Genomic DNA, 26,645 nt, shown 5'->3' on the forward strand with positions numbered 1-26,645 from the left:
GTAAACCCGTTGTGACCGTTTATGATTCTCATATTGCAGAAGCCGATATGGTTCATGTAATGACCGATAGGTAGGCTGAAGCACTGTACAAAGCGAAACCGAACAGGGGAGTGGAGCATGTCGCTGGCGGTACGAGTCATCCCGTGCCTGGATGTCGATGACGGTCGCGTGGTGAAAGGTGTGCATTTCGAGAACCTCAAGGATGCCGGCGACCCGGTGGAGCTGGCCGCCGAATACTACCGTCAGGGCGCCGATGAGCTGACGTTCCTCGATGTGACCGCCTCAAGCTCGCATCGCAGGACCATGATCGATGTGGTTTCCCGTACGGCCGAACAGGTGTTCATCCCGATGACGGTCGGCGGCGGTGTGCGTACGCCCGAGGATGTGGATTCGCTGCTGCGCTGCGGCGCGGACAAGGTCGGCGTCAACACGGCCGCCATCAATGATCCTTCGCTGATCAGCCGTGTGGCCGAACGATTCGGAAACCAAGTGCTGGTGCTGTCCGTGGATGCCCGCCGCGAGCAGGGCGAACAGCATACCCAGTCTGGTTTCGAGGTCACCACCATGGGTGGCCGCAAATCCACCGGCATCGATGCGATCTGGTGGGTCAAACGGGCCGAGGAGCTTGGAGCCGGCGAAATCCTGCTGAACTCCATGGACGCAGACGGCACCCGGCAGGGATTCGATCTGGAGATGATTCGTGCGGTGCGCAGGGAAGTGAAGATTCCGATCATCGCATCCGGCGGTGCCGGCAAGGTCGAGGACTTTCCGCCGGCCATCGAGGCGGGCGCCAACGCGGTGCTGGCGGCATCGGTGTTCCATTACGGCATCATGACCATCGCCGATGTGAAAGCGGAATTGAAGAAGCACGGCTACACCGTGCGCTGAACAAGTACGATACATGGACAATGCAGGCAAACGGATATAACGACATGGCAGAACACGAATACGACAATTCCACCGAGCTCGACCCACGAATCGCCGCGCGACTGAAGCGCGATGCCAAGGGACTGGTCGCGGCCGTCATCCAGCAGTACGACACCCGCGAGGTGCTGATGGTCGGCTATATGAATGACGAGGCGCTGCGGCGCACCCTGACCACCGGGCGCGTCACGTTCTGGTCCCGTTCTCGTCAGGAATACTGGCGCAAGGGAGACGCTTCAGGCCACGTGCAGTATGTCAAGGGCGTCTCGCTCGATTGCGACGGTGATGCGCTGCTGGTCGAAGTCGATCAGGTGGGTGCCGCATGCCATACCGGCAAGCGCAGCTGCTTCCTCGAAGGAGGGCCGCTGCCCGTGGTCGAAGGCCACCGTCCTGCCGGGCAATAGGCTTACGCCGGATTCCCTTTGTCGGTGGACGCCATACGCAGCACGGCCAAGGGACGGTTAGTATTGCGGGAATACATGCAGTGAATTGGGATATCAGTCAAGGAGCGATAATGAGCGAATGCAGCGTCAAGAATCTTACATGGGGAGCCACTTGGCCTAGCCGTGATCAGTTCCACGAACTCGCCGATGAAGGCTATCGTGTGATTCCTATTGTGCGCCGACTGCTCGCAGACTCCCTGACCCCGGTTGGTTTCTACGAGCGGCTCGCCGGCGGACGCTCCGGCACGTTCATTCTCGAATCGGCGGAATTCGGCGGTTCCTGGAGCCGATACAGCTTCATCGGTGTCAATTCCATGGCCCAGTTGCGCTCTAACGACGGCAAAGCCGACTGGTTGGGTAAGGTGCCGGCCGGTGTACCCAACGAGGGCGATGTCATTGAAGTCGCCCATGCCGCACTGAAGACGCTCAAGGCCCCGCATGTGGAGGGGCTGCCGAACCTGACCTCTGGTTTGGTCGGCACTGTCGGCTGGGATGCCATCCGCCATTGGGAGCCGACGTTGCGTGGCTCGGCCCCGAACGAGACCGGCCAGCCGGAAACCGTGCTCGCCCTCGCCACCGACATCGCCGTGGTCGACCATGTCTCCGGTTCCGTATGGCTCATCGCCAACGCCGTGAACGTGGACGACAAGCCCACTCGTGCGGACGGCGCCTACGACGAGGCCGTGGCTCGACTGGATCGTATGCAGCGCGACGCCGCCACCCCCACCGAGGGCGAGGCACGCGTCAACGTGCTGGACGAGTCGGTCAAGCAGCCCGAACTGCGTTTCCGTACCGAGAAAAGCCATTACGAACATGCCGTGGAGGAAGCCAAGCGGCATATCGTCGACGGCGACGTGTTCCAGGTGGTCATCTCCCAGCGCCTCGACATCGATTCGCCGGCCGACCCGTTCGACGTCTATCGTGTGCTGCGCACATTGAACCCGAGCCCGTACATGTACTTCATGGCGCTCACCGACGCGCAGGGACGCGACTTCAACGTCATCGGCTCCAGCCCGGAGACGCTCATCAAGGTGGACAACGGCCATGCGATGACGTTCCCGATCGCCGGTTCCCGTCCACGTGGCGCCACGCCTGAGGAGGACGAGAAGCTCGCGAAGGAGCTGCTCGCCGACCCGAAGGAGCGCAGCGAGCACATCATGCTTGTGGACCTGTCGCGCAACGATTTGAGCAAGGTGTGCGTGCCGCAGTCCGTAGAAGTCGTGCAGCTCATGGACATCAAGCGTTTCAGCCACATCATGCACATCTGCTCGACCGTCACCGGACGGGTCGACCCCTCGTTGACCGCCTTCGACGTGTTCAAGTCCGCGTTCCCCGCCGGCACGCTCTCCGGTGCACCCAAGCCTCGCGCTGTGGAGATCATCGACGAATTGGAACCCGCCGATCGCGGCATCTACGGCGGTACCGTCGGCTACTTCGACTTCTCCGGCAACATGGACATGGCCATAGCCATCCGTACCGCGTTCCTGCGTGACCATGAGGCGAGCGTGCAGGCCGGTGCCGGCATCGTGCTTGACTCCGTGCCGGCCAACGAGTGGCAGGAGACCCGCAACAAGGCCGAGGCCAGCGTCGAGGCCGTCCAGATTGCTGCCCAGCTGCGCGAACTGTAAGCGGTACATGAACAACTGAGCATGAGCCTTCTTGTCGCAATCCACACTGTGGCAAGAAGGCTCATTCATTGTGCTCGATAGTGACCATCACAGCGATCAGGGCGGTACACAAGGTCGGTAACGGCACATCTGCCGTGCTCGATTAGTCTCGTTCTGCGCGCCTGCGGCGACGTTCGAGCAGGTAATACCCGCCATAGCAACAGGCGACGAACGGGATCATGCAATACAGGGTCGAACGCTGTGTCTCATCGAGCACCACAAGAGCCAGCGCACCGATGCACATCGCCATGGCGAGCCAGGGAAGCACCGGATATCCGGGCGCACGGTACCCCAATTCGTCGGTACTGTGTCCGGAACGCACCCATTCGCGGCGGAACCGGATATGGCATACACATACGGAGAACCACACCACCAGCGTGGCGAGCCCCGAGACGGCAACCAGCACGAGATAGACGGTGGATGCGGCGATCACGGAGGAAAGCAGGGCGAGCAGCGAGCCGGCCATGCTGAACAGTACCGCCCACACGGGCACGCCGTGGAAGTTCGTCTTGGCGAACCGAGCGGGGATGAGACGCTCCTTGGCCAGCGACCACACCATGCGCGAGCACACATACAGACCAGAGTTCGCGGCGGAGAGCACTGCCGTGAGCACCACGAAGTTCATGATGTCGCCGGCGAACGGCATGCCGATCGACTGGAACACCAGCACGAACGGGCTCGTCTCCACACCGGCCTGATGCCACGGGATCAGAGCGGACATCACCGCGATCGAACCGATGAAAAACAGGGCCAGACGGAACACCGTGGTGTGCACGGCCTTCGGGATCGCACGCGATGGGTCCTTGGTCTCGCCGGCGGCCACGCCGACCACCTCGGTGCCGGAGAACGCGAACACCACGGTCAGCAGAGTCGAGAAAATAGGCGCGATGCCGCTCGGGAACCAGCCATCGGCCACGAAGTTATCGAACAACGGCGCGGAATCATGACCGGCAATTGGTATGGCGCCGAAGATCGCCAGCAGGCCGATCACAATAAACGCGACGATGGCGAATACCTTAATCGACGCGAACCAGAACTCCGCCTCGCCGTAAAGCCGCACCGACATGATGTTCAGTGCGAACACCACCACGATGAACACGGCCGACCACACCCATGCCGGCGAATCCGGGAACCATCGCTGCATGAGCAATCCGGCCGCCGTGAACTCGCTGGCGAGCGCTACCGCCCAGTTGAGCCAGTACAGTATGGCGATGGTGAATGCGGTGCCGGGGCCGATGAAGCGTTTGGCGTACATGTGGAAGCTGCCGGCGTAGGGCATGGCCACCGACAGCTCGCCCAGCGAGACCATCACGCAGTAGACGAGCAGGGAGCCGACCGCATACGCCAGAATCGCTCCGAGCGGGCCGGCCTGATGGATGGTGTAGCCGGAACTGACGAACAGGCCGGTGCCGATCACACCTCCCAGTGAGATCATGGTCAGATGACGTGACTCCATCTTGCGTTCGAGACCGCTCTGGGCATCCGTTCCGCTGGTATTGCCTTCGCTGGCATCCGCCATGTCTGGGCTCCTTTGATCGTGTGTGGTCGATGTGCGTGCGCTGCTCGTTTTCACGCCGAATTCATATACTACTGGTTATGGTCGGGCATGGGGTCCCGGAAACCCCGGGTCAAGCGTAATGTCGGGCATACAATGATAGCGGAACTACAGTGCCGTCCGGGCGTTGTCACTGCGTCCAAGGTGCCGCATGCACGCGGCACCCAGCAAGAGGAAAGGTCCATAGCCGATGGAAACCCAGCATCGTTGGCCCACGAAGGTGATAGGTTTGATCGCATTGCTCGTGGCGGTGGCCGTCGTGCTCGGCGTGGTGGTGTGGCGCTCGTCCCAGCCCAAGCCTGCGGAACCTGTCCAGGCAGTGAAGGTGGACGGCTATCTGGGCGGCGAGAAGATCGGTCTGTTCGATGACGACGAATTCAAGGCATTGGCGACCAAAGCCGGCCTCGACGTGAACTACCGCAAGGCGGGAAGCCTCGCGATGATGGACGCCGACCGCAAGGGCCTCGACTACCTGTTCCCCTCCTCGCGCACGGCCGTCGAATACGGCAAGTCCAAGGGCGTGAAGGCCACACGACAGGACATCGTGTTCAATTCTCCGATTGTCGTCTACACGCATCGAGCCGTTGCCGACGGGCTGGTCGCCGGTGGACTCATGACCAAAGACGAATCCGGCGTCTACCGGTTGGACATGGCCAAGGCCGTGGATGCGATGGTCGCGGACAAATCATGGACCGATGTGGGGTATGCGGCCGGGTACGGCCAGTTCCGCATCGACTCGACCGATCCGGTGCAATCGAATTCAGGCAACGAGTACGCGGCGCTCATCGCCACCGTGCTCAACGGCGGCACGCCAGCCACCGTGGATTCCGTGGCGCGCGACGGCGCGACCGTGAAGCGCCTGTTCGCCAAATCGGGATGGATGGAGACCAGCTCCGAGGATTCGTTCACACAGTTTCTGACGCTTGGCGTGGGCTCCAAACCGATGACCGTCGGCTATGAGTCGCAGATCCTCGATCTGGCGGTCAACAATCCGGACGCATTCGCCCAGGTCAAGGACGACATCGTGGTCGCCTACCCGACCCCGACCGTCTGGAGCACGCATACGCTGATGGCCTTGGATGCCAACGGGGAGAAACTGCTTGATCTGCTGAAGTCGAAGGACGTGCAGCAGCTCGCGTGGCGGCGGCACGGCTTCCGATCGGTGGACTATCTGGGCAGCGACCCCATCTCACGGTTCGGGGTGAACGGCGTGACCGATCAGGTCACCAACGTATCCGAACTGCCCAACAACGACGCCATGCAGGCGCTTATCAAGGCGCTGCAGTGATGGATTAAAGGCGGATTCGGCGTCGGATCCGTGGGAAATCACCCCGGTAGATGCGGCGGGAAGCAGGTCCCTTCAGTGCAATCGACGGCATGGTATTCACAGCCGGCCGTCACAGATTGTCGATCTGCGCGCCGAACGGCCAGAGCGCGAGCTTGGCCATCTTGAACGACTGGATGCCGAATGGGATGCCTATGATGGTCACACAGTTGAGCGCGCCGGCGATCACATAGCCGATCGCCATCCATACGCCGACCAGCACAACCCATACGATATTGGCGAGCGTGGAACCGACCCCGCCGCCGTACCGCACCGTTTTGCCGAACGGCACCAACGTAAGTCCGGCCATCTTGAATGCCTGAATGCCCAGTGGGATGCCGATAATCGTGACGCACAGGACAAGGCCCACGATGGCCCAACCAATGGCGATTTCGATGCCGCCCAGAATGATCCACAGAATATTGCCGATGAGTCGCATGCCATTCCCCCTTTCCATTGTTTGCAGACAACATCACAGTATCGCAAACGACCGCGTCCCGAATCATCAGGGACTTCCCGGAACCGACCCCGAAATCCGGTCGGCGTTGTTGCCATCAGGCGACAGAACGTCTCGGTATGGCCAAATCTATGATATAAGCACATGTATGGCTGACGCTCGGAAGGGGGAATCCGACAATGATATCCGAGGACAGGCAGGGTTATCGATACGGAATCATCATCGCGATCGTCACAGTGATACTGGTGGTCGCGATATGCGTATTCGCACGATGGTGGATGCATCGTCCCGCAGACACGTCGCACGTCCAGTACTCCTACTCGTCCTCCACCCGGTTCTCCAAGGCGCAGCTCGACGCCGCCGGCAGGACCGTCACGCAATCGTTCTCCACACTCACCGGTTGCACACTGCACAAGGTCTCCTACGACGAAGCGAAGACCGATGAGATGCTGGATTGGGAGGATAAGGCCAAGAGTGAATCGCCGGACTACTGGTCGTCCGTGTATGACGCATACCAGCAATATGGGCGGGACCGCATATTCATGGCGACCGTCGATTTCGACTGCGATGGCAGAGACCCGTCACTGCCCGACGGTCCGCAATCGATGGCTTGGTATCTGCGGCTCAACGACGACGGCCGGACATGGACTGAAGTCGATCACGGCAATGGGTGACTTCAGTCCACGTTATATCCGAACGCTGGCAATTACTTGGCGAACGGTTCGGACGCCTTGTCGAGCGCGGCCACCTCGTCGTCGGTCAGGTCAAGGGCGACCGAAGCCAGCAGGGCGGGCAGCTGCTCGGGCGTTCGGGCGGAGGCAATCGGGCCGGCGACCTGCGGACGGTGACGCAGCCAAGCCAGCGCCACGGTGGCGATCTGCGCATCGTGCGCCTTGGCCACCGCATCAAGCGCGTCAACGAGCGCGAACCCGTCGGCGTTGAGGTAGTCGGCGACCATGCCCTGGCGGGCCTTGCCCTCGGCGTCGGCTGCGGAACGGTACTTGCCGGTCAGGAAGCCGGCGGCCAGCGAGAAGTAGGGGAACACCGCGAGGTTCTCGCGTGCGGCCACCGGGGCGAGCGTGCGCTCGTAGTTGCCGCGGGTCACAAGGTTGTAGTGCGGTTCCAGTGCGACCGGCAGCGCGTAGCCGTGCTCGCGGGCGATGGAGAACCACTCCTCGATGCGATCGGCTGTGTAGTTCGACAGACCGATCGCGCGGATCTTGCCAGCCTTGACCAGTTCGTCGAATGCGGCGACGGTCTCCTCGAGCGGGGTGTTCTTGTCGTCGAAGTGGGCGTAGTACAAGTCGATGGCGTCCACGCCGAGACGCAGCAGCGACTCGTTCGCCGCGGCGATCACGTTGTCGTGCGACAGGCCCTTGTACTGCGGGTGCTCGCTCACCTTGGTGGCGATGACCACGTCGTCGCGGTTGGACCGCACGGCCAGCCAGCGGCCGAGGATGATCTCGGACTCGCCGCCCGCGTTGCCCGGCGCCCATGCCGAATACACGTCGGCGGTATCGATGAAGTTGCCGCCCGCCTCGACGTACTCGTCCAGCACCTTGCGGCTGGTCGCCTCGTCGCTGGTCCAGCCGAACGTGTTGCCGCCCAGTACCAGCGGGAACACCTCCAGGTCGCTGTCGCCCACCTTCACTCGCTGATCGGTCATCTTGACATCCTTTCGTCGTCTTTGCGCGAATCGTCGCCGCATCCCGACCGGAGCGACGGTCCAGGATGCGGCTTCGATTATTGTCGCGCGCGACACGGCATACGGGAATGCGATTGCACGCAGTTCCGCTCTTGGCGGACAGGTATGGCGTGATTTTGCCGTACCTTGGCATTCGCTGTTGGCCAAAGCCCACACGGAAGCATCCTCACGGGTTCCTGTCGTGACTATCGTGGGAAACGTCATTGTTGCGAGGGGAGTGGAATCATGTCATTGACCAGTGAACAGCGCGCGAACACCATCCGCGAATTCCGTGAGAACATGCGTTTGCTGGGCCTGACCGCCGACCAGATCGGCGCGGACTTCGGCGTCAGTGGCCAGACCATCGAACGCATCATCGACCTGCGCACCGGAGTGCTGGAGTATCCGTGGATCGTGCGCGGATACCTGCTGGACAAGGCAGCCGCAGCCGGCGTGACGCTGGTGCCGTTCACCGCCCTGCGCGGCGACCCGCACGACTACTGGTTCCTCGACGACCGGGTCATCGACGCGAACCGGCTGGATTAGCTGTTATCCGCTTGTTGTATGGCATGGCCTGCAGTATGAGATTCGCTGAGCCACCGTCACCGATTATTGGAAAGTAGCCAGTCAATGATGTTCATTCCTTGGATACCGTCTCGTGTCTGAGGAAACTCATCCATGCTCAGCACATATTTGGGCCAGTTATCACGAATGCCATCGAATGCGCCGAATTCTCGGTCAGCGGTCTGCTGTGATTCGAGGAGATACGAGACCTGATAGTAGGAAAGATCGTCTCCTCGACGCGCGATGAAATCGATTTCCTTGTCGGCGATTTTGCCGACTCGAACGTCATAGCCACGGCGTCTGAGCTCCATGTAGACGATGCCCTCCAGAACCTGATCGATTGCGTTTGCGTTGTTAAGTCCAATGGCATGACGCAGTCCCTGATCGACCACGTAATACTTCTCATTAATTTTCAGCGTACGCTTGCCTATCGTGTCCTCGCGTGGAACACGGTAGATGAGGAATGCCTTGCTCGCGGCGTTGAGATAATTGGCGATGGTCTCGGCCGATACTTTGCGCTGCTCGCTTTTCATGTATGCGGCGATATTCGCGGCGGTAACCAGATGTCCTTCCTCACTGATGACGTAACGTATGACCCTTTCCAGTGAGTCGGCATCTCGTATCCCCGCGTGCCGGATGACGTCCTTGAACAGTATGGTCGAGAACAGGTCCTCGAGGTAATGCAGGGAAGCCGTCTCGTCAAAGGCCAGATCGGTCTGGAAGGGGAATCCACCTTGGGCTACATATCTGCGGAACGCAGATCGTTCATCGACCGGGCCGGCTGCTTGACGAAACGCATCAAGGAATTCGGCGAATGAGAACGGGTATACGTCGATGGTGATGTAACGGCCAGTGATATAGGTGGCGAGATCGCTGGACAGCATGCGTGCATTCGAGCCGGTCAGATAGATATCGGCATCGTAATCCACTATGAAGGAACGCACCGCCTTCTCCCAGTGAATGACCTCTTGGATTTCGTCGAAGAACAGGCGAATAGTACCTTGTGTTCCTGCCATGTGTTTCGCGACATACTGAGTGAGATCATCGGCGTTCGCGATACCGGCATACTCGCTTGATTCGAAATTGATATGAAGCATGGATTGTTCGGCAACGCCTTCGCTGATTAGCCGTTGCCGGATGAGCTCCAGTAACGTCGATTTGCCGGAGCGCCTGGCTCCCACCAGCACTTTGATGACGTTCTTTCCCATGAAGGGACGTATTTGCTGCATATATGCAGGTCTATCAATCATGGTGAATCCCTTCCTCATATGAAATCAAGTATGATTGATGTATCTGACCAATTGTTTAATAGAATCGATTATAATCGATTCTTTAGTGGATTACAGCATGTGCTTAAACGTATCTGATTGTGATTGTGCTTCTATGATGCCGATTTCGACATGATTGACTGATGGAATGATGCTAAGCAACACGTCGGGATTGATCGGCGGCAAGCTCCTGCCATGCCGAATGATATGCTTCTCGCTGTGTGCAGGTGCTTTGCGGCTGATTTGGATTGGGGCGCGGTTGCGAAACAATTCGGTGTGGAGGCGGGTGAGAACGAGGACGGCGGCAACAGTGGCGCGGATGCCGCTTCGCTGCCACGGCCGTCATATAACGTCAGGCCCGGGCAAACCATCGCGGTCGTGGCGCAGGGCGGGGACGGCCGACGCCATTTGACCGGTGCGCGCTGGTCTCTGGTGCCGTCGTGGAGCGCTGGCCCGGCCCTGACGTATCCGACATACAATGCTCGCATCGAATCTGCCGAGGCGAAGCCGACATTCGCCGAGTCGACCAGATCGATGCGGGCCGTCATCCCCGCTTCCGGATACTACGAGTTCCGTGGCCGACGGCCGTTCTATTTCCATGCGCCGGACGACAGACCACTGGCAATGGCCGGACTGTTCTCCTGGTGGCGGGCGAGTTCGTCTTCGGCGACGTCGCCGGTATCGGCGGCGGATTCGTCAAGTTCGTTGAATCCGATGATTTCGTCAATTCCGCCGAGAAAAGCGTCTCCATGGATGCTGACCGCGACGATACTCACCTGCCCGGCGGTGGACGGGCCGGCGACGGTCCACGACCGCATGCCGGTGCTCGTCCCCTCAGACATGACCGGCGCATGGCTCGACCGCTCGATCGACGGCTCGTCGTTGCTCGCGGACCTCGCATCGAACGGGACCGAGCTTTCGCGCCGGCTCGCCTTCCATGAGGTCGCCCCGTTCGCCCCAACGGATGACGGTCGCCGCATCATACGGCCGCTGGTCCAAGCCGAGGCCCCGACCCTGTTCTGACAATCGAATGTCGGATATACGATCCTCGCATTCATTGCAGCAAAACAAACCGTTCAGCGAAGGTCACATCATAGGCAAAGCCACCCGTCGGCGGTGATGATGCGGAACACGTCACAGTAGCCGTCGACAAGCAGGACAGCGGCTGCGTTCATGAATCCGCTGGTCATTCCAACGACCTAATCGCCGCAGAGAAACGTTCACTCATTAGGTTGATGGACTGGGCGTCAATGCGGCGCATGGCGGCTCGAGGCACTGCCTGAGACAGTGCGGATCGCAGTGTTCTGGACCATTGTTCCGCATATTTTCGGCTAACGCCGAACAACTCAAGGCAATCATCGGTCAGCAGTTTGCCCATACTTACTTCGGCGTCGCCGAAAAGCGCTATTTGATGCACATCCGGAACCGCCGCATCATACGGTTCGGGATTCATATCGAACGCGGGGGATAGCTTCCAGCCATTGCCGCACCGCAGATACCCATGATTGCGCATATGATCGTCCAGATTCCCGATAGCCGCGCCGAACATGGCCCGACGCCACAACTCACCGGTATCACCTCCCGAACGTCGGGTGAATTCCGCCAAATCAAGCCAATCTCCACCAACCCCATCAGACGATTCCAATGCGGTCAGCGCCGACATATAGGGGATTCTGGTCATGGCCTCCGCTGATGGCGCGGGTCTCCTGTCGAAGCGTTTGGTAAGTAGAACCGTTCGATTGCGTCCATCAGCATCTTTGATGGTCAAGGTTTGATGCTCAGGCACATCGATATTCGCCATACACGCGATTTCCAGCGTGACAGCCTCCCAGCCGATGACGTCCCATTCGTCTCCGTCGGGTTTGGGGAATTTGGCGAGCCACAGCGAACCTTGATCTGTCACCGATGCCTTTGGGCGAGCGCCGCCCAAGGATCCAGTCGCCCGGTAAAGTCTGCGCAGCGAGACGTCGCTGACATCACGATTCTGTTCCACGGCGTCGGCGGTGTTCAGCAGTTCCGGCAGATTGGCCAAGACCGGTACTCCTTCATCGCCGGCCACAGGCCTGCCCTCGATGCAGTACCGTATGGCGCCCTGACGGGTCAGGTCATTCACGCCGAACAGATATTCTGATTCGCTGACGCGGATTCTCTTCAGACTGCGGGCGAGTATCTTGCGTCCCCAACGGTCGGGGGCGGAATCCGAAAACGGTCCTAGTCCTGAAAAGAAGAACGGAGCCAGTGAGCGCGGCAGGGATGGGAACAGGTCGAATGAATCCTGTCGGTGGATGTAGTCTGCGTCATATCGGAATGACAAGTCATCCCCGGTGGCGTATAGGGTCCCGGCCGTAGTCTCGTCTCCACTCTCCAATGTGACGGCGACTGTCGCCTCGACGGTTTTCGCCGACATGATCTATCTCCTCACCCGCTGGGGAAGTTGCTCTCCGGCCCGTAATCTGCCGAGGTCGGTCGAATACGGGTCACACGACGATACCAGTGCATCCGCCATTTGAAGCACGCGGGCAATGCTCAGCAAGGAGTCGGTGCGAACCGGCTTTCCCTGTTCGAGATTCGACACCGTGGTAGGGCTCACTCCTGCGCGTTGCGCCACGTCGGCGACAGTCAGCGACAGTAGACGACGCTGCTGAGACAGTCGTTCCCCCATGATTCGCAAATCACGTCTCACTGTTGTGGGCACATATTTCATGCGGTCTCTTTACGATTAGTATTTTCTATGTAAACGAGGATAAGCAATAGTATACTGTATGTTATTCTTCACAACCAGAGAACAGTCGCAACCAGAGAACAGGGAATCCCGATGATATCAGTAGCATCGTTTATTGCTCGGGTGCGCCGTCGCGCCACCCGTCGGCGGTGATGATGCGGAACACGTCGTCGTGGTAACGGTCGATGAGCGGATAGTAGTCGTGCTGCGATTCGGTCACGACGGTCAGTCCGCACTTGGCCATCACACGGCCGGATTGCGTGTTTTCGCGGTAGTGGCCGCCCCATGCCGCCTCCGCGTGCAGATCGTCGAACGCGTATCCGAGCACGGCACGCAACGCCTCGGGCATATATCCCTTGCCCCAGAACGGACGGCCGATCCAATAGCCGAGTTCCAGCGCATTGCCGCCGAGATACGTGTCGTAGTAGCTCCCGCCGAGCTCCGGACCGGCGGTCACCGCGTCGATGGTGTAATGACTGACGGGTTTGAGCGCGATGCTACCCACCGGCTCGTTATCCGCGGCGGGTCCGGACGCGTCGCCGCCCTTTATCGTGATGGCCCAGTTGTTCTCCACGGCGAGGATGCCCCGGATGTCATTCATGCTGCCCTCGACGCTGGTGTGCGGCGGCCATCCGCAGCTGAGCCCGATCTCGGGGTCTGAGGCGTACCGGAACAGCGAGGCCGCCTCGGCCGCGTCATCCGCCTTCCAAGGGCGCAGCAGCAGTCGTTCGGTCTGGATGCTCTTCATGTCGGCGCCTTTCAACGGAGTGGTTTGATCCTATGTCTGTATCGTAATTGGTTGAGTGGTGCTGGCCCCCTCTGACGAGGGGGCTGTCAGCGAAGCTGACTGGGGGAGAGAAAAAAGCTAAATCCTCTCAATTATGTACATCCATTGGCGATGGTCATGAATTGCGGATTCATCACGAATAATGAAATGGCCGTTCCGTCCTGATAATGTCGGCGGTTGTTTGGGCACGACGGTAGCGTGTTGGGTAACAGATGAATCCGTCGGTCAAAGGAGCGCGGCTGATATGGCTGAACCGGAATATGCCGTACTGTTTGATCAGCTTTTCGTCCTTGACGATGTCATCGAACATGCCGGTGGAACCGCGCCTGCGGTAATACTGTGCCATCGTGAGGGCAAAGGCGCCAGCGCGAACGAATTACGCGTGAAAAACGGTTCTATCACAGGCATCAGCATGGGTGAAATCCGGTACGTGTCACAGGCCGACTGGCGACTTGGCAAATGCGAATATAAACGACGAACCCACGCGCAGGAGCTGCAACGGATGGAATCCACGCGCGGCGGAGACGATTCAAAAAGCGTTGAAGGCAAACGAGCCGATGCATCTGTGTCATCAATCAATGCCCACAGTGCGCCCGAACGGAAGATCCAATTATTCCGCTCCCTGTTTCGCGGCCGTGACGACGTATACGCGCACGGATTCGTGAGCCAGAAAACCGGCAAGGTCGGATATGCGCCGGCGGCATGGAATGAATGGACCACATTGCCGAATGGCAAAAGGGTGCCCACTCCGCCGGATCGGCGTCGTTGCAAACCTCTGACCGATCAGATATTGCTTGAGCATTTCACCAAGCGAGACATGAGGATGACGAATGTCGTCGGACTGTACCCGATGTCCAAGGAGTCAAAGGTCTGGTTTCTGGCCATCGATTTCGACGACGCCGGCTGGCGCGATGAGATCACTGCGACCCGACGTATCTGCGAGCAGCATGGGTTGACGCCGGCCATGGAACGTTCACGCTCCGGTGACGGAGGACACCTATGGCTGTTCTTCACCGAACAGGTCGAAGCCGCTCAAGCCCGGCGTATGGGAGACGTATTGCTCACCGAAGCGTCCGATCTGGTGAACATCACATTCCGCTCATACGATCGTATGTTTCCCAACCAGAACACGTTACCCGCCGGTGGTTTCGGCAATCTAATCGCACTGCCTCTGCAACGTTTGGCAAGGGACAAAGGCAACAGCGTGTTCGTGGATGAACGATTCGAGCCATACCCGGACCAGTGGGCATATCTGGCCTCAATCAGGCGAATCACGCCCGAGCAAGTGCATGCCATCGCTTCCCTGTCCTCAACGTTGGAAGGACCGCTGGGCAGTCTCAACCGGGAAGGACCACCTGCGGAATCTTGGGCCAAGAAATCCCCTGCACATTCGGACGCAACGCACACGCGACCGGATGACAACGCCTATCAGCAGGTGATATTCGACCAATTCAATGGGAATCATTCCATCAAACAACACAGAACGCTCACCTCATCGGATGTCCCCGAAACCGTCAATATCGTCGAGCGCAATATGCTTGTCATACCGAAAAACGACATGACGGCGCCTGCGCTCAACGCGATACGACGACTCGCGGCATTCGCCAATCCGGATTTCTACCGAGCGCAGGCCATGCGCCAACCCGTGTACAACAAGCCGCGAATCATCTATCGCGGCGAAGAAACAGATGCCGCAATCCTACTGCCTCGTGGGTGCAAAGATCCACTGGCCACCTTACTGAGCGAGGCCGGAGCCACAGTGATCTGCACGGACGAACGCAATGCGGGCAAACGCATACGCGCACAATTCACCGGCACACTCAACAAACAGCAAATCTCCGCCGCAAAAGCCCTGCTCGCACATGACAACGGCATCCTCATCGCGCCAACCGGCTTCGGTAAAACCGTGATAGCAGCCAATCTCATCGCCAAACGCAAAACCAGCACGTTGATTGTACTACGGTCGTCCGCACTGCTCGGTCAGTGGAAGGAGCGGCTCGAACAATTCCTCAACGTCACAGCGACACTGCCGCCATTGCGAACCAGAACCGGACGAATCAGCCGACGGCAACGCAGCGTCATCGGCCAGATCGGTGGTGGACGAAACGAACCCAACGGCATCATCGACATTGCATTGGCACAGTCGCTCTTCGAACAGGGCGACGTACCCGGAGACAAGCACGTCAAAACCCTCGTCAGGAACTACGGCATGGTGATTTTCGAAGAATGCCACCACGTCGCATCCATCGACACAGAAGCCATCGCACAAGCAGCCACCGCCAAATACGTCTATGGACTTACCGGCACCTTGAAACGCGACGACGGCATGCATCCCATAACCGTCATGCAATGCGGGCCGGTACGGTACACCGTCGATGTCAAAGACCAGATGGCCTCGCAACACTTCACACGCCGGTTCATTCCGCGATTCACGCCCGTCAACCTCGACCTCATCGAACCATACACGTATCACGACTATCTTGAAGCGGCATGTGCCAATGAGGAACGCAACGCCATGATTCTCAACGATGCCATGAACATCATCGACGAAGGCCGCACGCCACTTCTGCTCACCAAACGCATCGAACACGCCAAAGCGCTCGCCGATGGGCTACAAACACGCGGATGTGCGCATGTGATCCTTCTCTATGGCGCAGATCCGAAGAAAACCAGACAAGCCAACCTGGACCGGCTCGCCCATGTTTCCCCGGGGAAGAGTCTTGCCGTTGTGGCGACTGGCAGCTATATCGGCGAAGGATTTGACCAGAAACGGCTCGATACGCTTCTGCTCGCCGCTCCGGTGTCCGTGGAAGCGGCCGTCACCCAATACGTGGGGCGTCTGCACCGCGACAATGATGGCAAACGTGAGGTACGCGTCTACGACTATATCGATGCGACCGTGCCCATGGCCACTGGCATGTATCGCAAACGATTGAAGGCATATTTGGTGCAAGGATATGAGCCACTGCTGTCCGAAGAGGACCGGACCTGCGCGATGCGACAGGCCAAGACGAAGGCGTTGATGCAGCGCAAGGCGAGTCTGACGCAGACGGATGCCGGCAAGGATACGCCCGTCATCACCGCGGCGGGATTCCTCAAGACGCTCCGTGATGACATCGATCATTGCGGGCACACGATGACCATCCATGCCGGATACCTATCGGAACGCGCCATCAAACAAGTCGACGACGTAATTCTCAAGGCGGTCGGCAGGGGAGTAAAAGTCGACGTCACCGTACGCCTCTCGTCCACGGCGACACCGGCCTCGCGCGCCCGCACCGAACGCAACATGGACAGGCTCCGCGCGCTGGGATGCACTGTGCACGCCGTCGAATCCTGCAGCGAATTTGTCATCTTCGACGAAGCCCTCGTCTGGTTCGGCACCATCGAACCGTTGGGCAACCCCAAACCGGACGACTGTTCGCTACGGTTCATCGACGCAACGGTCGCCGCCAACCTCCACCAGGAAACAGGACATACGCTCGCCGTCACTCACTGACTCATCCTCCGCCCACGTTCGTATCAGCCCTTTAGCCGATGTGCAAACGCCGGCACATGTCCACGGCGTGACCGGAAGCATGCGGACGACAGCCGAAACGCGTACCGTTACGCACATGCTGGACCACATCACCCTACATGTGACGGACATCGAACGCAGCGTCAACTTCTACACACGGGCGCTCGCCCCACTCGGCTACATCGTCAAGGCGCATCACGAGCCGACGCTCGGATTCGGCGTGGACGACGGCACCCTCCACTCCGACTTCTACCTCTCGCCGACGGACACCGATGCAACCAGCCACAGCCATGACGGAACCGAAACGGTCTCACCCGTCACCCACATCGCCTTCCTCGCCCCAAGCATCGATGCCGTCCGCGCATTCCACGCCGCCGCGCTCGCCGCAGGAGGCCGGGACAACGGCGCCCCAGGACCGCGCCCCTATCATCCCGGCTATTACTCGGCGTTCGTACTGGACCCGGACGGCAACAACGTCGAAGCGGTCGTCGACTGGTCCGGTTGGTTCGGCGACGGCCATATTGATGCGGGCGTAGAATGAATGGGAAGTATGTGGTGCGGAATCGGAATCATGCGTCTTGGTTGGAGAATTATGACGAAGGTCGGTATGAGTAACTTGTTGGAGGCCAATGGTCTTCGCTTGGGATACACGGCGAAGACGGTCACGGTCACTGAGCCGGCGACCGGGTTTAAGATTGTGTTCAACAATGACGGCTCCGTGAGGAGCAACACGTTCCCTTCCGAATCGCTTCCTTTGGTGGAAGGCTATTTCAAGCGTTCCTACCCGTTCGTGGAGGATGCTCGTGAAGTAGATCGCGAATATGCCTGAAATCTGGTTTGAAGACGTCGCCGGATACGAGTTCTATGTGACCAGCAATGACGGCGGCCACGGCGTGCACTTTCACATCAAGCGCAACAACTCGTATCGGCTCGCCAGGTTTGTGTTGACCGCCGATGGCGATGTGGTTGTGGATTCAACCACACTTGACGCCAAGACGACCAGGAAAATCCAGCTGTACATACGTCGTAACTGGAATGGTTTCGTGCAGGCGTGGCGCAGCTTCTTCGGCAACTGTCACTTCGATAAGTAACGCTACTGATAAGCAGCAATCATCACCTCCATGGAGATCAATCGCATGAACGTCATATGTCAGTGGTGATGTTGCGCATATAGTTCATGCAGCCCGCGGTGTTGGTGTGCGATGGCCATGAGCTGGTCATGCGATATGGGAATATGTCCGATGGATGGCAGCAAGCATATGATGGCTCGCCTCATCACACGTGCAAGTGCGGCAATTACCGTACGAGCGGAGCAATAACCACAGAAGGAGGGCTATGTGACACCGATCGAATTGTCCACCCGCCGCAGGGTGACCGGACTGACCTCGGACGAGTTCGCCCGACTGTTCGTAACGATCGAGCGAAAGGTGGATGGCGAGAACGTCCACTGGGACGCCGCGGATGTCGAATCATGGGAGATTGTAGGCCCGCCGCCTACCGCCGACCAGCATCTCATCGATACGTTGGGCGCCGCGCAGGAATTCGTCGCGGCACTGGCCGATCAGCTGTACCGTGCCACGATGCCGGCCTCCGAGGGCGACACACTCACCGCCTACAGCGACAATCTGACCTTCTGGGCCGAGCATCCCAACTTCGGCGGCATGCCATACGCACTGTGGAATTTTGCCGCGTTGCAGGCAGTCGAATGGATTCGCAAGGAGACCGGCATCATCTGCGAGCTGGACGCTCGCCGGCCTCTGGTGTGACCAACTGTGGACCTGCGAGAGGCCAACGCAGGCCCACGGTGTAGTGACTTGCCCATGGTGTAGGGATGCGTTTTCAAGAAAAGGCGGAAACAAGCCATTTTCTGTCCCTACACCGTGGGACATTCCCTACATCATGGGCAAATCCCTACACCATGGGTGGTGGAAATACCGGCGACACGGCACTCGGATTGCTGTGGCGCAATGCCGGCCGGCGCATGGCGTTGCACGCGGCCACGCCGGTGGCTCAATCACCGTAATTGATCATCTCCAGTTCCGGTCCCAAGTCCTCGGTCTGGGTGCGACCGGTTTCATGGAACCCGATGTGCCGGTAGAATTCTTGCGCGTTGGTGTTGAACCGCATGACCCACAATGCGAGTCGGTTATTGCCGATTGCCCTTTGCCCGGCCTCGACCAGCATTCGTCCGGCTCCGCGATGATGCTGGCTTTCCAGCACATACAACGATGCCAATTCCGCCGCGCCGGGACGATCAGTCGGCGGACGGGGAGTGCGCAGGAGCTCAGCGAAGCCGATCACCTGATCCGCATCTACAGCGACCAGCGTGACCTGATCGCGATTCTGAGTGGCCTTGCGAGTCAGCGCAAGTGCGAACTCAGGCGTGATCGCATCCACAATCCCCTGCGGGATGCGCCCCTGATTGAGCTCCCGCCATGTACGTGACTGCACCTGGGCCTTCTGCTCGAACCATTTCGGCTCGATGGGAACAATGCGAATCGTCATACAGTTCATGGTAGCGGCCTGCGACGCGAAAGGAACGGCAGCCAAGACGAATACCGGCCTTAGCCGAATGGCATTGCGGAAACAAACCATTGCGACAGCGTGAGCATGATTCACATGGGTGAGCGCGGTACGATACACCGATTCGGCTCATTTCGGACTGTCGTACCGCATTGCTGTGGCACGACAGTTCAAGCAATCGTTTTCATTCGGTGTCGTGACAATATGGCGGAATCACAAACCGCGGAAACAAGCCATTCTGTTCCGGTCCGGCAAATTGGTCCCGGGCACCGCCGCGGTACGACATGCGAAAAACAGCCGATTTCACGTATAGTACCGCACCGGGTTGTACACAATATGGCGAGAACGCTGTTTTCGGGCTACCGTACCGCAATGACGCCCGGCTCGACGCCTGGTACCGCCAATCAGGTGCCAAGCCGGCAACGAACAATCACAGTTCGACCTGACTCCAATGCTCGGGCAACGGAATATGACGGGTTGCGGTGATGCAGGCGAGCACGAGGCCCGCGGCCGAGCACACGACGACCAACATCATGACCGCGCGGAATCCGAACCCGGGAGCCTGCAGCAGCCATCCGACGAGCGCCGGGGCGAGCGCGCCGGGCACGCCGACTGTCGTCTCGAACACGGTGGAGACGCGTCCCTGCATGTCGTCCGGCGTGCGCCCGTAGATGAACCCGAGTTCGCCGGCGTTCAGCGCGGGGAACAGCAGGGCCGGCGCGGCCAGGCATACGACGATCACGGCGTAGGAGTCGGTGAACAGCAGCGGGATCATCGCAGCCGTCAGCACGGCGAACGTGAGCATGATGATTCCGCCGGTGGGGACGTGGTCGACCAGCCATCCGGCGGCCAGCGACCCGGCGAACGCGGCGATGCCGGTCACCGTGCCGACCAGTCCGATGAGCGCGGCGTCGGTGCCACGCGCAGCGAGCATGATCTGCACGCCGACGATGCTTCCCACGCAGGCGACGTTGATGATTGCGCCTTGCACGATGGCTGCGAGGATCACACGCCGGGTCAGCGTCCAACGCCAGCCCTCAATGAACTGCGTAAGAAACGACGGATTGTCGCCGGATGTGGCCGTCACCGTGGGCATCGCCGGCGACGTTGCCGCGGCATCGACGGCCTTGATTCCATCCGCACCAGTGCGCTTCGGCAGTCGCAACGTCGTGGCCGAGGCGATGCCGTACAGGATGGTGGAGACGAGGAACGGGAGCCATCCGGCGAGCCGGTACAGCAACCCGCCAATCACTCCGCCGGACAGTTCGACGCAGGATTCGCGCGCCTCGCGAATGGCCTGCGCCTTGGCGAACCGTTCCATCGGCACGATCGATTTGAGCATCGCGTCGTTGGATGGTCCCAGCAGTCCGTTCGTGACGGCGAACAGGACGACCAACACGGCGAATGCGAGCGTGGTCATCGTGCCGGATGCGAGCATGCCGGTCGCGACGGCGGACAGCGTCAGTCCGATCAGGCCGAGGGCGATCATGAGACGGCGCCGGTCATGCCGGTCTGCGATCGCGCCGCCGAACGACATCAGGACCAGCCCGATTGCCGATTCCGCGGTGACGAGCAGACCCGCCACGAACGGCGAGCCGGAGAGCGCAAGGCCGACCAGCGGTATGGAGAACGTGCGCAGGCTGACCGCGCACCCGTCGGCGGTGTCGGCCGCGAACCAGTCGCGATAGGCGCGGCTGCGCCATAGTGAGCGGGATGTCGGCGGGACGGCCGTGCCTGAGCGATCGTGCCCTGACGCCGGATTCGGCGGGACAGTCGGGACTGGGGAGGACGAGGGATGCGGAAGCTGTGAAGACCGCGGGGACGAGGAAGAATTATCGGCGTTCATGGTGACTCGTTTCGTGTGTCAGCCCCGAACGGAATCCGGCGAGCGCGCGCGAGAAAACGTGAAGAGTCTGCGACGCAGATTCGTATGGATGATCGGGGTGATGTCTGGAATATTCGCATAACGGCATGTCGCGGCTGCAATCTGTACGGCCACGAGGCATGAGGAACGGATGGGGCGGTGAGCCGGTCCGAACCGCATTAGTCGTATGCGAACGATTCCAGAACGAGGTACATGAGCGATCCTTTGCAACGGTCGGGCATGGCAGGCGCGTCGGTGCGCCAGCATGCGGCGTCGGAGCCGGGATGACGGCTCCATGCGCCGCCACCTGTTCCGGTATCCACTGTATACCGTCGGCGGCGAGACATGCCCAACGGCGATGATCCCGACCCCCGACCCACGTCGTACGCGTGCTACCCGGCGGGAATCCTATCGGAGCGCGCGCAACGCACACCCGGCTGCGCACATCCGGCCGCAAGCGTCTGTCCCGTCGACCGGGGGAGACGCCGGAATGCCGACTCAGCGGAACGGACGCCGCCTATTCGCCGATGATCGAGCCGACGATGCCGGAGACGACGGCCATGATGAGTGAGCCGAGCACCGCCCACCAGAACCCGTGGATGATGACGCCCACGTCGAACAGGGAGAGGGCCAGCCACGAGGCGAGCTCCATGAACATCCAGTTGAGCACCAACGCGAACAGCCCCAGCGTCAGCACGGAGATAGGCAGAGCGAGCATGTGGATCACCGGTTTGATGGATGCGTTGATTAGCGCCATGAACAGGGAGAACGCGGCGATGCCGAGAATCGGCGGCTCGCCCACCGCCTCCATGCCGGGCAGCACGGCGACCATGACGCCCGCCGCAACGGTCAGCACCAGCCAATGGGAGATGAATTGCTTCATGCTTTCGATTCTTCCAGTTCAAATGTCAGCGGAATGTGATGATGCCGCACACCGAAGGGCGACGCCGTACAATGCGGAAGGTGACCGTTCGCGGGCCCGGTTGCGGGCCTGGCAAGAGGACGGAGACGGAGTACGGATGGTCCGCCGGAACCCGGCGGACCATCCAGGGAAGACTTCAGGGGAGTGAGGATCGGAAATGGCGGAAACAACGGGAACGACGACAGCGATACCGACGAAAACAACGGGAACGGCCACTGCTGCTACGGCAACGACGGCAACTATAACGACGGAACCGACAGCAACGACCGCGGCTACTACGACAACGACGGGTCTGCTCGTCGGCTCGCACCTGTCCACGGCCGGCGGATGGGACGCGCTGATTAAGCGCTCTCATGAGGAGGGCGGGTCCGCGTTCGCGTTTTTCCCGCGCTCCCCGTACGGCAAGCAGTCGAAGGCATTGGACCCGGCGCAGGCTGGGGAGTTCGGCGCGCGACTGAAGGCCGAGCACTGCGGGCCGCTGGTCGTCCACGCGCCCTACGTCTACAATCTCGCCAGCAAAGAGGAGACCAAGCGCACGTTCGCCATCGAGGCGCTGGCCGAAGACATTGAGCTGCTGACGCCGATTCGCGAGGTGGGGCAGGAGGCGTACATCAACATCCACCCCGGCGCGCATGTGGGCCAAGGCGCCGAGACAGGCTGCCGTCTGATCAGCGAGGGGCTCAACCGCGTGCTCGAGCGGGCGAGCGGCGTCATGGTGCTGCTGGAGACGATGGCGGGCAAGGGCACCGAGTGCGGCCGTAGCTTCGAGGAACTCGCCGCAATCATCGACGGCGTCGAGAACAAGGAGCACATCGGCGTCACATTCGACACCTGCCATGTGCTGGATGCCGGCTACGATCTGGTCAACGACTACGACGGCGTCAAGCGCCAGTTGGACGACATCATCGGGCTCGACAAGGTCAAAGCCATCCATGTGAACGACTCCCAGTTCGGGCTCGGCTCGCACAAGGACCGCCACGCCAACATCGGCGAAGGCCATCTCGGCATCCCGTTCTTCACGCGGCTTGTGAACGACCCAGACATGGCGCGTCTGCCGATGATCCTCGAAACCAAGGAGCTCACGCCCGACACGCATCGCGAGGAGATCGCGCTGCTGCGCTCGCTGGTGCAGCGGTAGCCGGTGATCACCCCGACAGCAACGCCCAAAATATAGGACGCACAAGGCCCATCGGCCAGAGGGTGACCTAGAGTGTCGCATGATCGACCAGCAACAAAGGGAGAATCATGTCGGTTTTGGACGAACTTGTGGCGGGCGCGCTGGAGGACCAGCACACCCGCGAGCGTACCGTGTCGCTGGAGGAAGTGAAGCAGGCCGCGCTGGCGGCCCCGGCCCCAATCGACGCGATGCGATGGCTCAAGCGCGCTGACGGTATCCCGGTGATTGCCGAAATCAAGCGCGCGTCCCCGTCCAAGGGCCACTTGAGCGACATCCCCGACCCTGCCGCGCTGGCCCGCGAATACGAGCAGGGCGGCGCAAGCGCGATCTCCGTGCTCACCGAAGGTCGCAGGTTCCTCGGCAGCCTCGACGATTTCGACAAGGTCCGCGCCGCCGTGCACATCCCGTTGCTGCGCAAGGACTTCATCATCACCGACTACCAGGTCTATGAGGCCCGCGCCCACGGCGCCGATCTTGTGCTGCTCATCGTCGCCGCGCTGGATGACGAGAAGCTCAAGCATCTGCTCGACCTCGCACATGAGCTCAAGATGACCGTACTCGTGGAGGCGCACACCCGCGAGGAGATCGAACGCGCCCGTAAAGCCGGCGCCAAGGTGATCGGCATCAACGCGCGCAACCTCAAGAACCTGCGCGTGGACGTGAACAAATACAACGAGCTGGCCGCCGACCTGCCCGACGACGTCATCAAGGTGGCGGAGTCCGGCGTGTTCGGTGCGGTCGAAGTCGAGGACTACGGCCGCGCCGGCGCGGACGCCGTGCTGGTGGGAGAGGGCGTGGCCACGGCCGACGATCATGAACTTGCAGTGGAACGACTAGTAAAGGCAGGAGCACAAGTGAAAGCATCCGAATCCACCCCGTTGAGCGAGCATCAGGGACCGTACTGGGGACAGTTCGGCGGCCGCTACGTGCCTGAGGCCCTCATCACCGCGCTGGACGAGCTCGAGCGCGTCTACAATGAGGCCAAGGCCGACCCCGAATTCCACAAGGAGTTCATGACCCTGCAGCAGCGTTATGTGGGCCGTCCGAGCCCGCTGACCGAAGCGCCGCGCTTCGCCCAGCTCATCAAGGACAAGACCGGTCTGGACGCCCGCATCTTCCTCAAGCGCGAGGATCTGAACCATACCGGCGCGCACAAGATCAACAACGCGCTCGGCCAGGCTCTGCTCGTCAAGCGCATGGGCAAGACCCGCGTGATCGCCGAGACCGGCGCCGGCCAGCACGGCGTGGCCACCGCCACCGTGTGCGCGATGATGGGCCTCAAGTGCCGCATCTACATGGGCCAGATCGACGCCCGCCGTCAGGCCCTCAATGTGGCCCGTATGCGCATGCTCGGCGCCGAGGTGGTCGAGGTCACGCTCGGCGACCGCATCTTGAAGGATGCCATCAACGAGGCCCTACGCGACTGGGTCACCAACGTCAAGGACACCCACTACCTGCTCGGCACGGTCGCGGGCCCGCACCCGTTCCCTGCCATGGTGCGTGACTTCCAGAAGATCATCGGCGAGGAGGCCAAGCAGCAGCTTCAGGACTGGTACGGCATCGACCATCCGGACGCGGTATGCGCCTGTGTGGGCGGAGGTTCCAACGCCATAGGCGTGATGAACGCCTTCCTCGACGACGAGCGCGTGAACCTCTACGGCTACGAGGCCGGCGGCAACGGCCCCGAGTCCGGCAAGCACGCCATCCGCTTCGCGCCCGGCACCGGCCAGCTCGGCATGTTCCAGGGCGCCAAGAGCTACCTGCTGGAGACCGACGAGGGCCAGACGCTCGACACGTATTCCATCTCCGCCGGCCTTGACTACGCCTCCGTGGGCCCCGAGCACGCCTGGCTCAAGGACATCGGCCGCGTGAACTACAGCTGGGCCACCGACGAGGAGGCCATGAACGCCTTCCGCGACCTGAGCCAGACCGAAGGCATCATCCCCGCCATCGAGAGCTCGCACGCCGTGGCCGGCGCATACAAGGCCGCTGCCGATCTCAAGGCCAAGGGCTACGACAAGGCCGTGATGATCATCAACATCTCCGGCCGCGGCGACAAGGACATGGCCACCGCCGGCAAGTGGTTCGGCTACCTGACCGACGACCAGGCCAAGGCCCTTGAGGTGACCGGCGCACACGGCAACACCGTCGCGTGAGGCGCGGAATAACGGAATAGCGGAATAACTACAGACCGTCGATTGCTCCCCTCAGTCACTTCGTGACAGCTCCCCTCAGAGAGGGGAGCCAGAGCAAACCATAAGAGGTCCTCTGTTTGCCGTTTCCCGAACCGGGGAATAGCAAGCCAATCGCTACGTTGCGCGGCGCTTCCCACAGGGGTGCCAAGGGGAACGAATAAGGAGATTTACGAATATGACCAATACTGCAACCACGCCTTCCGGACAGCCGTTGGGCATCAGCCACAAGCCCAGCCAGACCGAGGCTATGTTCGCCAAGTTTAAGGCCGCCAACAAGCCCGCCTTCATCGGCTACCTGCCCTACGGTTTCCCGAACCCGGATGTCTCGCTCGAAGCGTTGAAGACGATGGTGGAGCACGGCGTCGACGCCGTCGAGATCGGCCTGCCCTACTCCGACCCGGTCATGGACGGCCCGGTCATCCAGGCCGCGTCCTCCATCGCCCTGAAGAACGGCGAGACCATCAAGCGCGTGTTCGAGGCCGTAGAGACGGTGGCCAACGCCGGCGGCGTGCCGCTCGTCATGAGCTACTGGAATCTCATCTACCACTACGGCGTGGAGCGTTTCGCCACCGACTTCGAGAACGCCGGCGGCGCGGGCCTCATCACTCCGGACCTCATCCCGGACGAGGCGGGCGAGTGGATCGAGGCCTCCGACCGCCACGGCCTCGACCGCGTCTTCCTGGTCTCCCCGGATTCGGCCGACGAACGTCTCGAGACGGTGGCGAAGAACGCCCGCGGCTTCGTGTACGCGGCCGCCCGCATGGGCGTCACCGGTGAACGCGCGCATCTCGACGCCTCTCCCGAGGTGCTCGTGGAGCGCACCCGCAAGGCCGGCGCCGAGAACGTGTGCGTCGGTATCGGCGTGTCCACCGCCGAGCAGGGCGCCAAGGTGGGCTCCTACGCGGACGGCGTAATCGTCGGCTCCGCGCTGGTGCACACGCTGCTCGCGGACGACAACAGGACCGCGCGCGACACCGCCGAAGGCCTGAAGCTGCTGGCCGCCAAGAGCGAGGAACTGGCCGAAGGCATCCACAACGCCCGTTGATGCGCCG

General features: G+C 60.7%; 26 protein-coding genes. 15 read left to right on the forward strand and 11 right to left on the reverse strand.

The window, feature by feature from the left end; all coding sequences use genetic code 11:
* Nucleotides 1–117 precede the first annotated feature (117 nt).
* The 3 genes from hisF to trpE all read left to right on the forward strand — a co-directional run bounded on the left by hisF (nt 118) and on the right by trpE (nt 2,995).
* Complete coding sequence (hisF, locus tag BW09_RS02550; RefSeq protein ID WP_044090221.1) at nt 118–888, forward strand: imidazole glycerol phosphate synthase subunit HisF; 771 nt, start codon at nt 118–120, stop codon at nt 886–888.
* Nucleotides 889–932: 44 nt separating this feature from the next.
* On the forward strand, nt 933–1,328 hold the full coding sequence (gene hisI, locus BW09_RS02555; RefSeq protein ID WP_140462720.1) for a phosphoribosyl-AMP cyclohydrolase: 396 nt from the start codon (nt 933–935) through the stop codon (nt 1,326–1,328).
* Nucleotides 1,329–1,438: 110 nt separating this feature from the next.
* Nucleotides 1,439–2,995 (forward strand): anthranilate synthase component I, encoded by a 1,557-nt coding sequence (trpE, locus tag BW09_RS02560; RefSeq protein ID WP_140462721.1) that lies wholly within the window; start codon nt 1,439–1,441, stop codon nt 2,993–2,995.
* Between the two features lie 142 nt (nt 2,996–3,137).
* Here trpE and BW09_RS02565 read toward each other — a convergent pair whose 3' ends face one another.
* Nucleotides 3,138–4,553, reverse strand: a complete 1,416-nt coding sequence (locus BW09_RS02565; RefSeq protein WP_140462722.1) for an amino acid permease — start codon at nt 4,551–4,553, stop codon at nt 3,138–3,140.
* Between the two features lie 226 nt (nt 4,554–4,779).
* On the opposite strand from BW09_RS02565, the gene BW09_RS11060 reads away from it, so the two are divergent.
* A complete protein-coding gene (locus BW09_RS11060) occupies nt 4,780–5,877 on the forward strand; it encodes a hypothetical protein (RefSeq protein ID WP_044090224.1) in 1,098 nt (365 codons plus the stop codon).
* Between the two features lie 109 nt (nt 5,878–5,986).
* Here the strand turns inward: BW09_RS11060 and BW09_RS02580 are convergent, their stop codons facing one another.
* Nucleotides 5,987–6,352: a YccF domain-containing protein gene (locus tag BW09_RS02580; RefSeq protein ID WP_044090225.1), complete on the reverse strand. Its 366-nt coding sequence runs from the start codon at nt 6,350–6,352 to the stop codon at nt 5,987–5,989.
* 197 nt (nt 6,353–6,549) lie between these two features.
* Between BW09_RS02580 and BW09_RS02585 the strand changes: the two genes are divergently transcribed.
* On the forward strand, nt 6,550–7,044 hold the full coding sequence (locus BW09_RS02585; RefSeq protein ID WP_044090226.1) for a hypothetical protein: 495 nt from the start codon (nt 6,550–6,552) through the stop codon (nt 7,042–7,044).
* Between the two features lie 32 nt (nt 7,045–7,076).
* On the opposite strand, the gene BW09_RS02590 is transcribed toward BW09_RS02585, so the two are convergent.
* On the reverse strand, nt 7,077–8,036 hold the full coding sequence (locus BW09_RS02590) for an aldo/keto reductase (RefSeq protein ID WP_140462724.1): 960 nt from the start codon (nt 8,034–8,036) through the stop codon (nt 7,077–7,079).
* A 264-nt stretch (nt 8,037–8,300) separates the two neighbouring features.
* Between BW09_RS02590 and BW09_RS02595 the strand changes: the two genes are divergently transcribed.
* Nucleotides 8,301–8,600, forward strand: a complete 300-nt coding sequence (locus tag BW09_RS02595; protein ID WP_044090228.1) for a DUF2316 family protein — start codon at nt 8,301–8,303, stop codon at nt 8,598–8,600.
* A gap of 56 nt (nt 8,601–8,656) precedes the next feature.
* Here BW09_RS02595 and BW09_RS02600 read toward each other — a convergent pair whose 3' ends face one another.
* Complete coding sequence (locus tag BW09_RS02600; RefSeq protein ID WP_219846512.1) at nt 8,657–9,826, reverse strand: ATP-binding protein; 1,170 nt, start codon at nt 9,824–9,826, stop codon at nt 8,657–8,659.
* Between the two features lie 255 nt (nt 9,827–10,081).
* On the opposite strand from BW09_RS02600, the gene BW09_RS02605 reads away from it, so the two are divergent.
* Nucleotides 10,082–10,909: an SOS response-associated peptidase gene (locus BW09_RS02605; RefSeq protein ID WP_223847869.1), complete on the forward strand. Its 828-nt coding sequence runs from the start codon at nt 10,082–10,084 to the stop codon at nt 10,907–10,909.
* Nucleotides 10,910–11,072: 163 nt separating this feature from the next.
* Here BW09_RS02605 and BW09_RS02610 read toward each other — a convergent pair whose 3' ends face one another.
* The 3 genes from BW09_RS02610 to BW09_RS02620 form a co-directional block, all read right to left on the reverse strand.
* A complete protein-coding gene (locus BW09_RS02610) occupies nt 11,073–12,293 on the reverse strand; it encodes a type II toxin-antitoxin system HipA family toxin (RefSeq protein WP_044090230.1) in 1,221 nt (406 codons plus the stop codon).
* A gap of 3 nt (nt 12,294–12,296) precedes the next feature.
* Entirely contained in the window at nt 12,297–12,590 is a 294-nt protein-coding gene (locus BW09_RS02615; protein ID WP_081886583.1) for a helix-turn-helix domain-containing protein, read from the reverse strand.
* A 130-nt stretch (nt 12,591–12,720) separates the two neighbouring features.
* Nucleotides 12,721–13,356, reverse strand: coding sequence for a GNAT family N-acetyltransferase (locus BW09_RS02620; protein ID WP_044090231.1), 636 nt, complete (start codon nt 13,354–13,356; stop codon nt 12,721–12,723).
* Between the two features lie 283 nt (nt 13,357–13,639).
* Between BW09_RS02620 and BW09_RS02625 the strand changes: the two genes are divergently transcribed.
* From BW09_RS02625 to BW09_RS02645, 5 genes are all read left to right on the forward strand, one after another.
* Nucleotides 13,640–16,894, forward strand: a complete 3,255-nt coding sequence (locus tag BW09_RS02625) for a DEAD/DEAH box helicase family protein (protein WP_181161765.1) — start codon at nt 13,640–13,642, stop codon at nt 16,892–16,894.
* Between the two features lie 115 nt (nt 16,895–17,009).
* Nucleotides 17,010–17,453 (forward strand): VOC family protein, encoded by a 444-nt coding sequence (locus tag BW09_RS02630; RefSeq protein ID WP_140462727.1) that lies wholly within the window; start codon nt 17,010–17,012, stop codon nt 17,451–17,453.
* A 66-nt stretch (nt 17,454–17,519) separates the two neighbouring features.
* The gene (locus BW09_RS02635) at nt 17,520–17,741 is read left to right on the forward strand and encodes a hypothetical protein (RefSeq protein WP_140462728.1); all 222 of its coding nucleotides are present in this window, start codon (nt 17,520–17,522) and stop codon (nt 17,739–17,741) included.
* The gene (locus BW09_RS02640; RefSeq protein ID WP_044090234.1) at nt 17,734–18,003 is read left to right on the forward strand and encodes a DUF4160 domain-containing protein; all 270 of its coding nucleotides are present in this window, start codon (nt 17,734–17,736) and stop codon (nt 18,001–18,003) included. Before BW09_RS02635 ends, BW09_RS02640 begins: the two co-directional genes overlap by 8 nt.
* Before the next feature lie 246 nt (nt 18,004–18,249).
* Nucleotides 18,250–18,678: a hypothetical protein gene (locus BW09_RS02645; RefSeq protein ID WP_044090236.1), complete on the forward strand. Its 429-nt coding sequence runs from the start codon at nt 18,250–18,252 to the stop codon at nt 18,676–18,678.
* Nucleotides 18,679–18,922: 244 nt separating this feature from the next.
* Here BW09_RS02645 and BW09_RS02650 read toward each other — a convergent pair whose 3' ends face one another.
* The 4 genes from BW09_RS02650 to BW09_RS02660 form a co-directional block, all read right to left on the reverse strand.
* Complete coding sequence (locus tag BW09_RS02650; protein WP_044090264.1) at nt 18,923–19,426, reverse strand: GNAT family N-acetyltransferase; 504 nt, start codon at nt 19,424–19,426, stop codon at nt 18,923–18,925.
* Between the two features lie 439 nt (nt 19,427–19,865).
* A complete protein-coding gene (locus BW09_RS02655; RefSeq protein ID WP_081886585.1) occupies nt 19,866–21,281 on the reverse strand; it encodes an MFS transporter in 1,416 nt (471 codons plus the stop codon).
* A 197-nt stretch (nt 21,282–21,478) separates the two neighbouring features.
* A complete protein-coding gene (locus tag BW09_RS10825; protein WP_156100223.1) occupies nt 21,479–21,622 on the reverse strand; it encodes a hypothetical protein in 144 nt (47 codons plus the stop codon).
* 194 nt (nt 21,623–21,816) lie between these two features.
* The gene (locus BW09_RS02660; protein WP_044090238.1) at nt 21,817–22,182 is read right to left on the reverse strand and encodes a phage holin family protein; all 366 of its coding nucleotides are present in this window, start codon (nt 22,180–22,182) and stop codon (nt 21,817–21,819) included.
* Between the two features lie 196 nt (nt 22,183–22,378).
* On the opposite strand from BW09_RS02660, the gene BW09_RS02665 reads away from it, so the two are divergent.
* The 3 genes from BW09_RS02665 to trpA all read left to right on the forward strand — a co-directional run bounded on the left by BW09_RS02665 (nt 22,379) and on the right by trpA (nt 26,638).
* Nucleotides 22,379–23,359: a deoxyribonuclease IV gene (locus BW09_RS02665; protein ID WP_081886586.1), complete on the forward strand. Its 981-nt coding sequence runs from the start codon at nt 22,379–22,381 to the stop codon at nt 23,357–23,359.
* 107 nt (nt 23,360–23,466) lie between these two features.
* Nucleotides 23,467–25,554: a bifunctional indole-3-glycerol phosphate synthase/tryptophan synthase subunit beta gene (locus BW09_RS02670; protein ID WP_044090239.1), complete on the forward strand. Its 2,088-nt coding sequence runs from the start codon at nt 23,467–23,469 to the stop codon at nt 25,552–25,554.
* A 214-nt stretch (nt 25,555–25,768) separates the two neighbouring features.
* A complete protein-coding gene (gene trpA / locus BW09_RS02675) occupies nt 25,769–26,638 on the forward strand; it encodes a tryptophan synthase subunit alpha (RefSeq protein WP_044090240.1) in 870 nt (289 codons plus the stop codon).
* Nucleotides 26,639–26,645 lie beyond the last annotated feature (7 nt).

This window comes from Bifidobacterium sp. UTCIF-1 (genome assembly GCF_006408915.1).
Taxonomy (GTDB): domain Bacteria; phylum Actinomycetota; class Actinomycetes; order Actinomycetales; family Bifidobacteriaceae; genus Bifidobacterium; species Bifidobacterium reuteri.

Coding starts and splice junctions, on each gene's coding strand:
- BW09_RS02615 (WP_081886583.1), bottom strand. CDS start 12,590: ATGAAATATGTGCCCACAACAGTGAGACGTGATTTGCGAATCATGGGG.
- BW09_RS11060 (WP_044090224.1), top strand. CDS start 4,780: ATGGAAACCCAGCATCGTTGGCCCACGAAGGTGATAGGTTTGATCGCA.
- BW09_RS02590 (WP_140462724.1), bottom strand. CDS start 8,036: ATGACCGATCAGCGAGTGAAGGTGGGCGACAGCGACCTGGAGGTGTTC.
- BW09_RS02620 (WP_044090231.1), bottom strand. CDS start 13,356: ATGAAGAGCATCCAGACCGAACGACTGCTGCTGCGCCCTTGGAAGGCG.
- BW09_RS02660 (WP_044090238.1), bottom strand. CDS start 22,182: ATGAAGCAATTCATCTCCCATTGGCTGGTGCTGACCGTTGCGGCGGGC.
- BW09_RS02625 (WP_181161765.1), top strand. CDS start 13,640: ATGGCTGAACCGGAATATGCCGTACTGTTTGATCAGCTTTTCGTCCTT.
- BW09_RS02605 (WP_223847869.1), top strand. CDS start 10,082: ATGCCGAATGATATGCTTCTCGCTGTGTGCAGGTGCTTTGCGGCTGAT.
- BW09_RS02585 (WP_044090226.1), top strand. CDS start 6,550: ATGATATCCGAGGACAGGCAGGGTTATCGATACGGAATCATCATCGCG.
- BW09_RS02655 (WP_081886585.1), bottom strand. CDS start 21,281: ATGAACGCCGATAATTCTTCCTCGTCCCCGCGGTCTTCACAGCTTCCG.
- BW09_RS02565 (WP_140462722.1), bottom strand. CDS start 4,553: ATGGCGGATGCCAGCGAAGGCAATACCAGCGGAACGGATGCCCAGAGC.
- BW09_RS02640 (WP_044090234.1), top strand. CDS start 17,734: ATGCCTGAAATCTGGTTTGAAGACGTCGCCGGATACGAGTTCTATGTG.
- trpA (WP_044090240.1), top strand. CDS start 25,769: ATGACCAATACTGCAACCACGCCTTCCGGACAGCCGTTGGGCATCAGC.
- BW09_RS02580 (WP_044090225.1), bottom strand. CDS start 6,352: ATGCGACTCATCGGCAATATTCTGTGGATCATTCTGGGCGGCATCGAA.
- BW09_RS02600 (WP_219846512.1), bottom strand. CDS start 9,826: ATGGGAAAGAACGTCATCAAAGTGCTGGTGGGAGCCAGGCGCTCCGGC.
- BW09_RS02650 (WP_044090264.1), bottom strand. CDS start 19,426: ATGAACTGTATGACGATTCGCATTGTTCCCATCGAGCCGAAATGGTTC.
- BW09_RS02595 (WP_044090228.1), top strand. CDS start 8,301: ATGTCATTGACCAGTGAACAGCGCGCGAACACCATCCGCGAATTCCGT.
- BW09_RS02630 (WP_140462727.1), top strand. CDS start 17,010: ATGCTGGACCACATCACCCTACATGTGACGGACATCGAACGCAGCGTC.
- BW09_RS02635 (WP_140462728.1), top strand. CDS start 17,520: ATGAGTAACTTGTTGGAGGCCAATGGTCTTCGCTTGGGATACACGGCG.
- hisF (WP_044090221.1), top strand. CDS start 118: ATGTCGCTGGCGGTACGAGTCATCCCGTGCCTGGATGTCGATGACGGT.
- BW09_RS02670 (WP_044090239.1), top strand. CDS start 23,467: ATGTCGGTTTTGGACGAACTTGTGGCGGGCGCGCTGGAGGACCAGCAC.
- BW09_RS02610 (WP_044090230.1), bottom strand. CDS start 12,293: ATGTCGGCGAAAACCGTCGAGGCGACAGTCGCCGTCACATTGGAGAGT.
- BW09_RS02665 (WP_081886586.1), top strand. CDS start 22,379: ATGGCGGAAACAACGGGAACGACGACAGCGATACCGACGAAAACAACG.
- trpE (WP_140462721.1), top strand. CDS start 1,439: ATGAGCGAATGCAGCGTCAAGAATCTTACATGGGGAGCCACTTGGCCT.
- hisI (WP_140462720.1), top strand. CDS start 933: ATGGCAGAACACGAATACGACAATTCCACCGAGCTCGACCCACGAATC.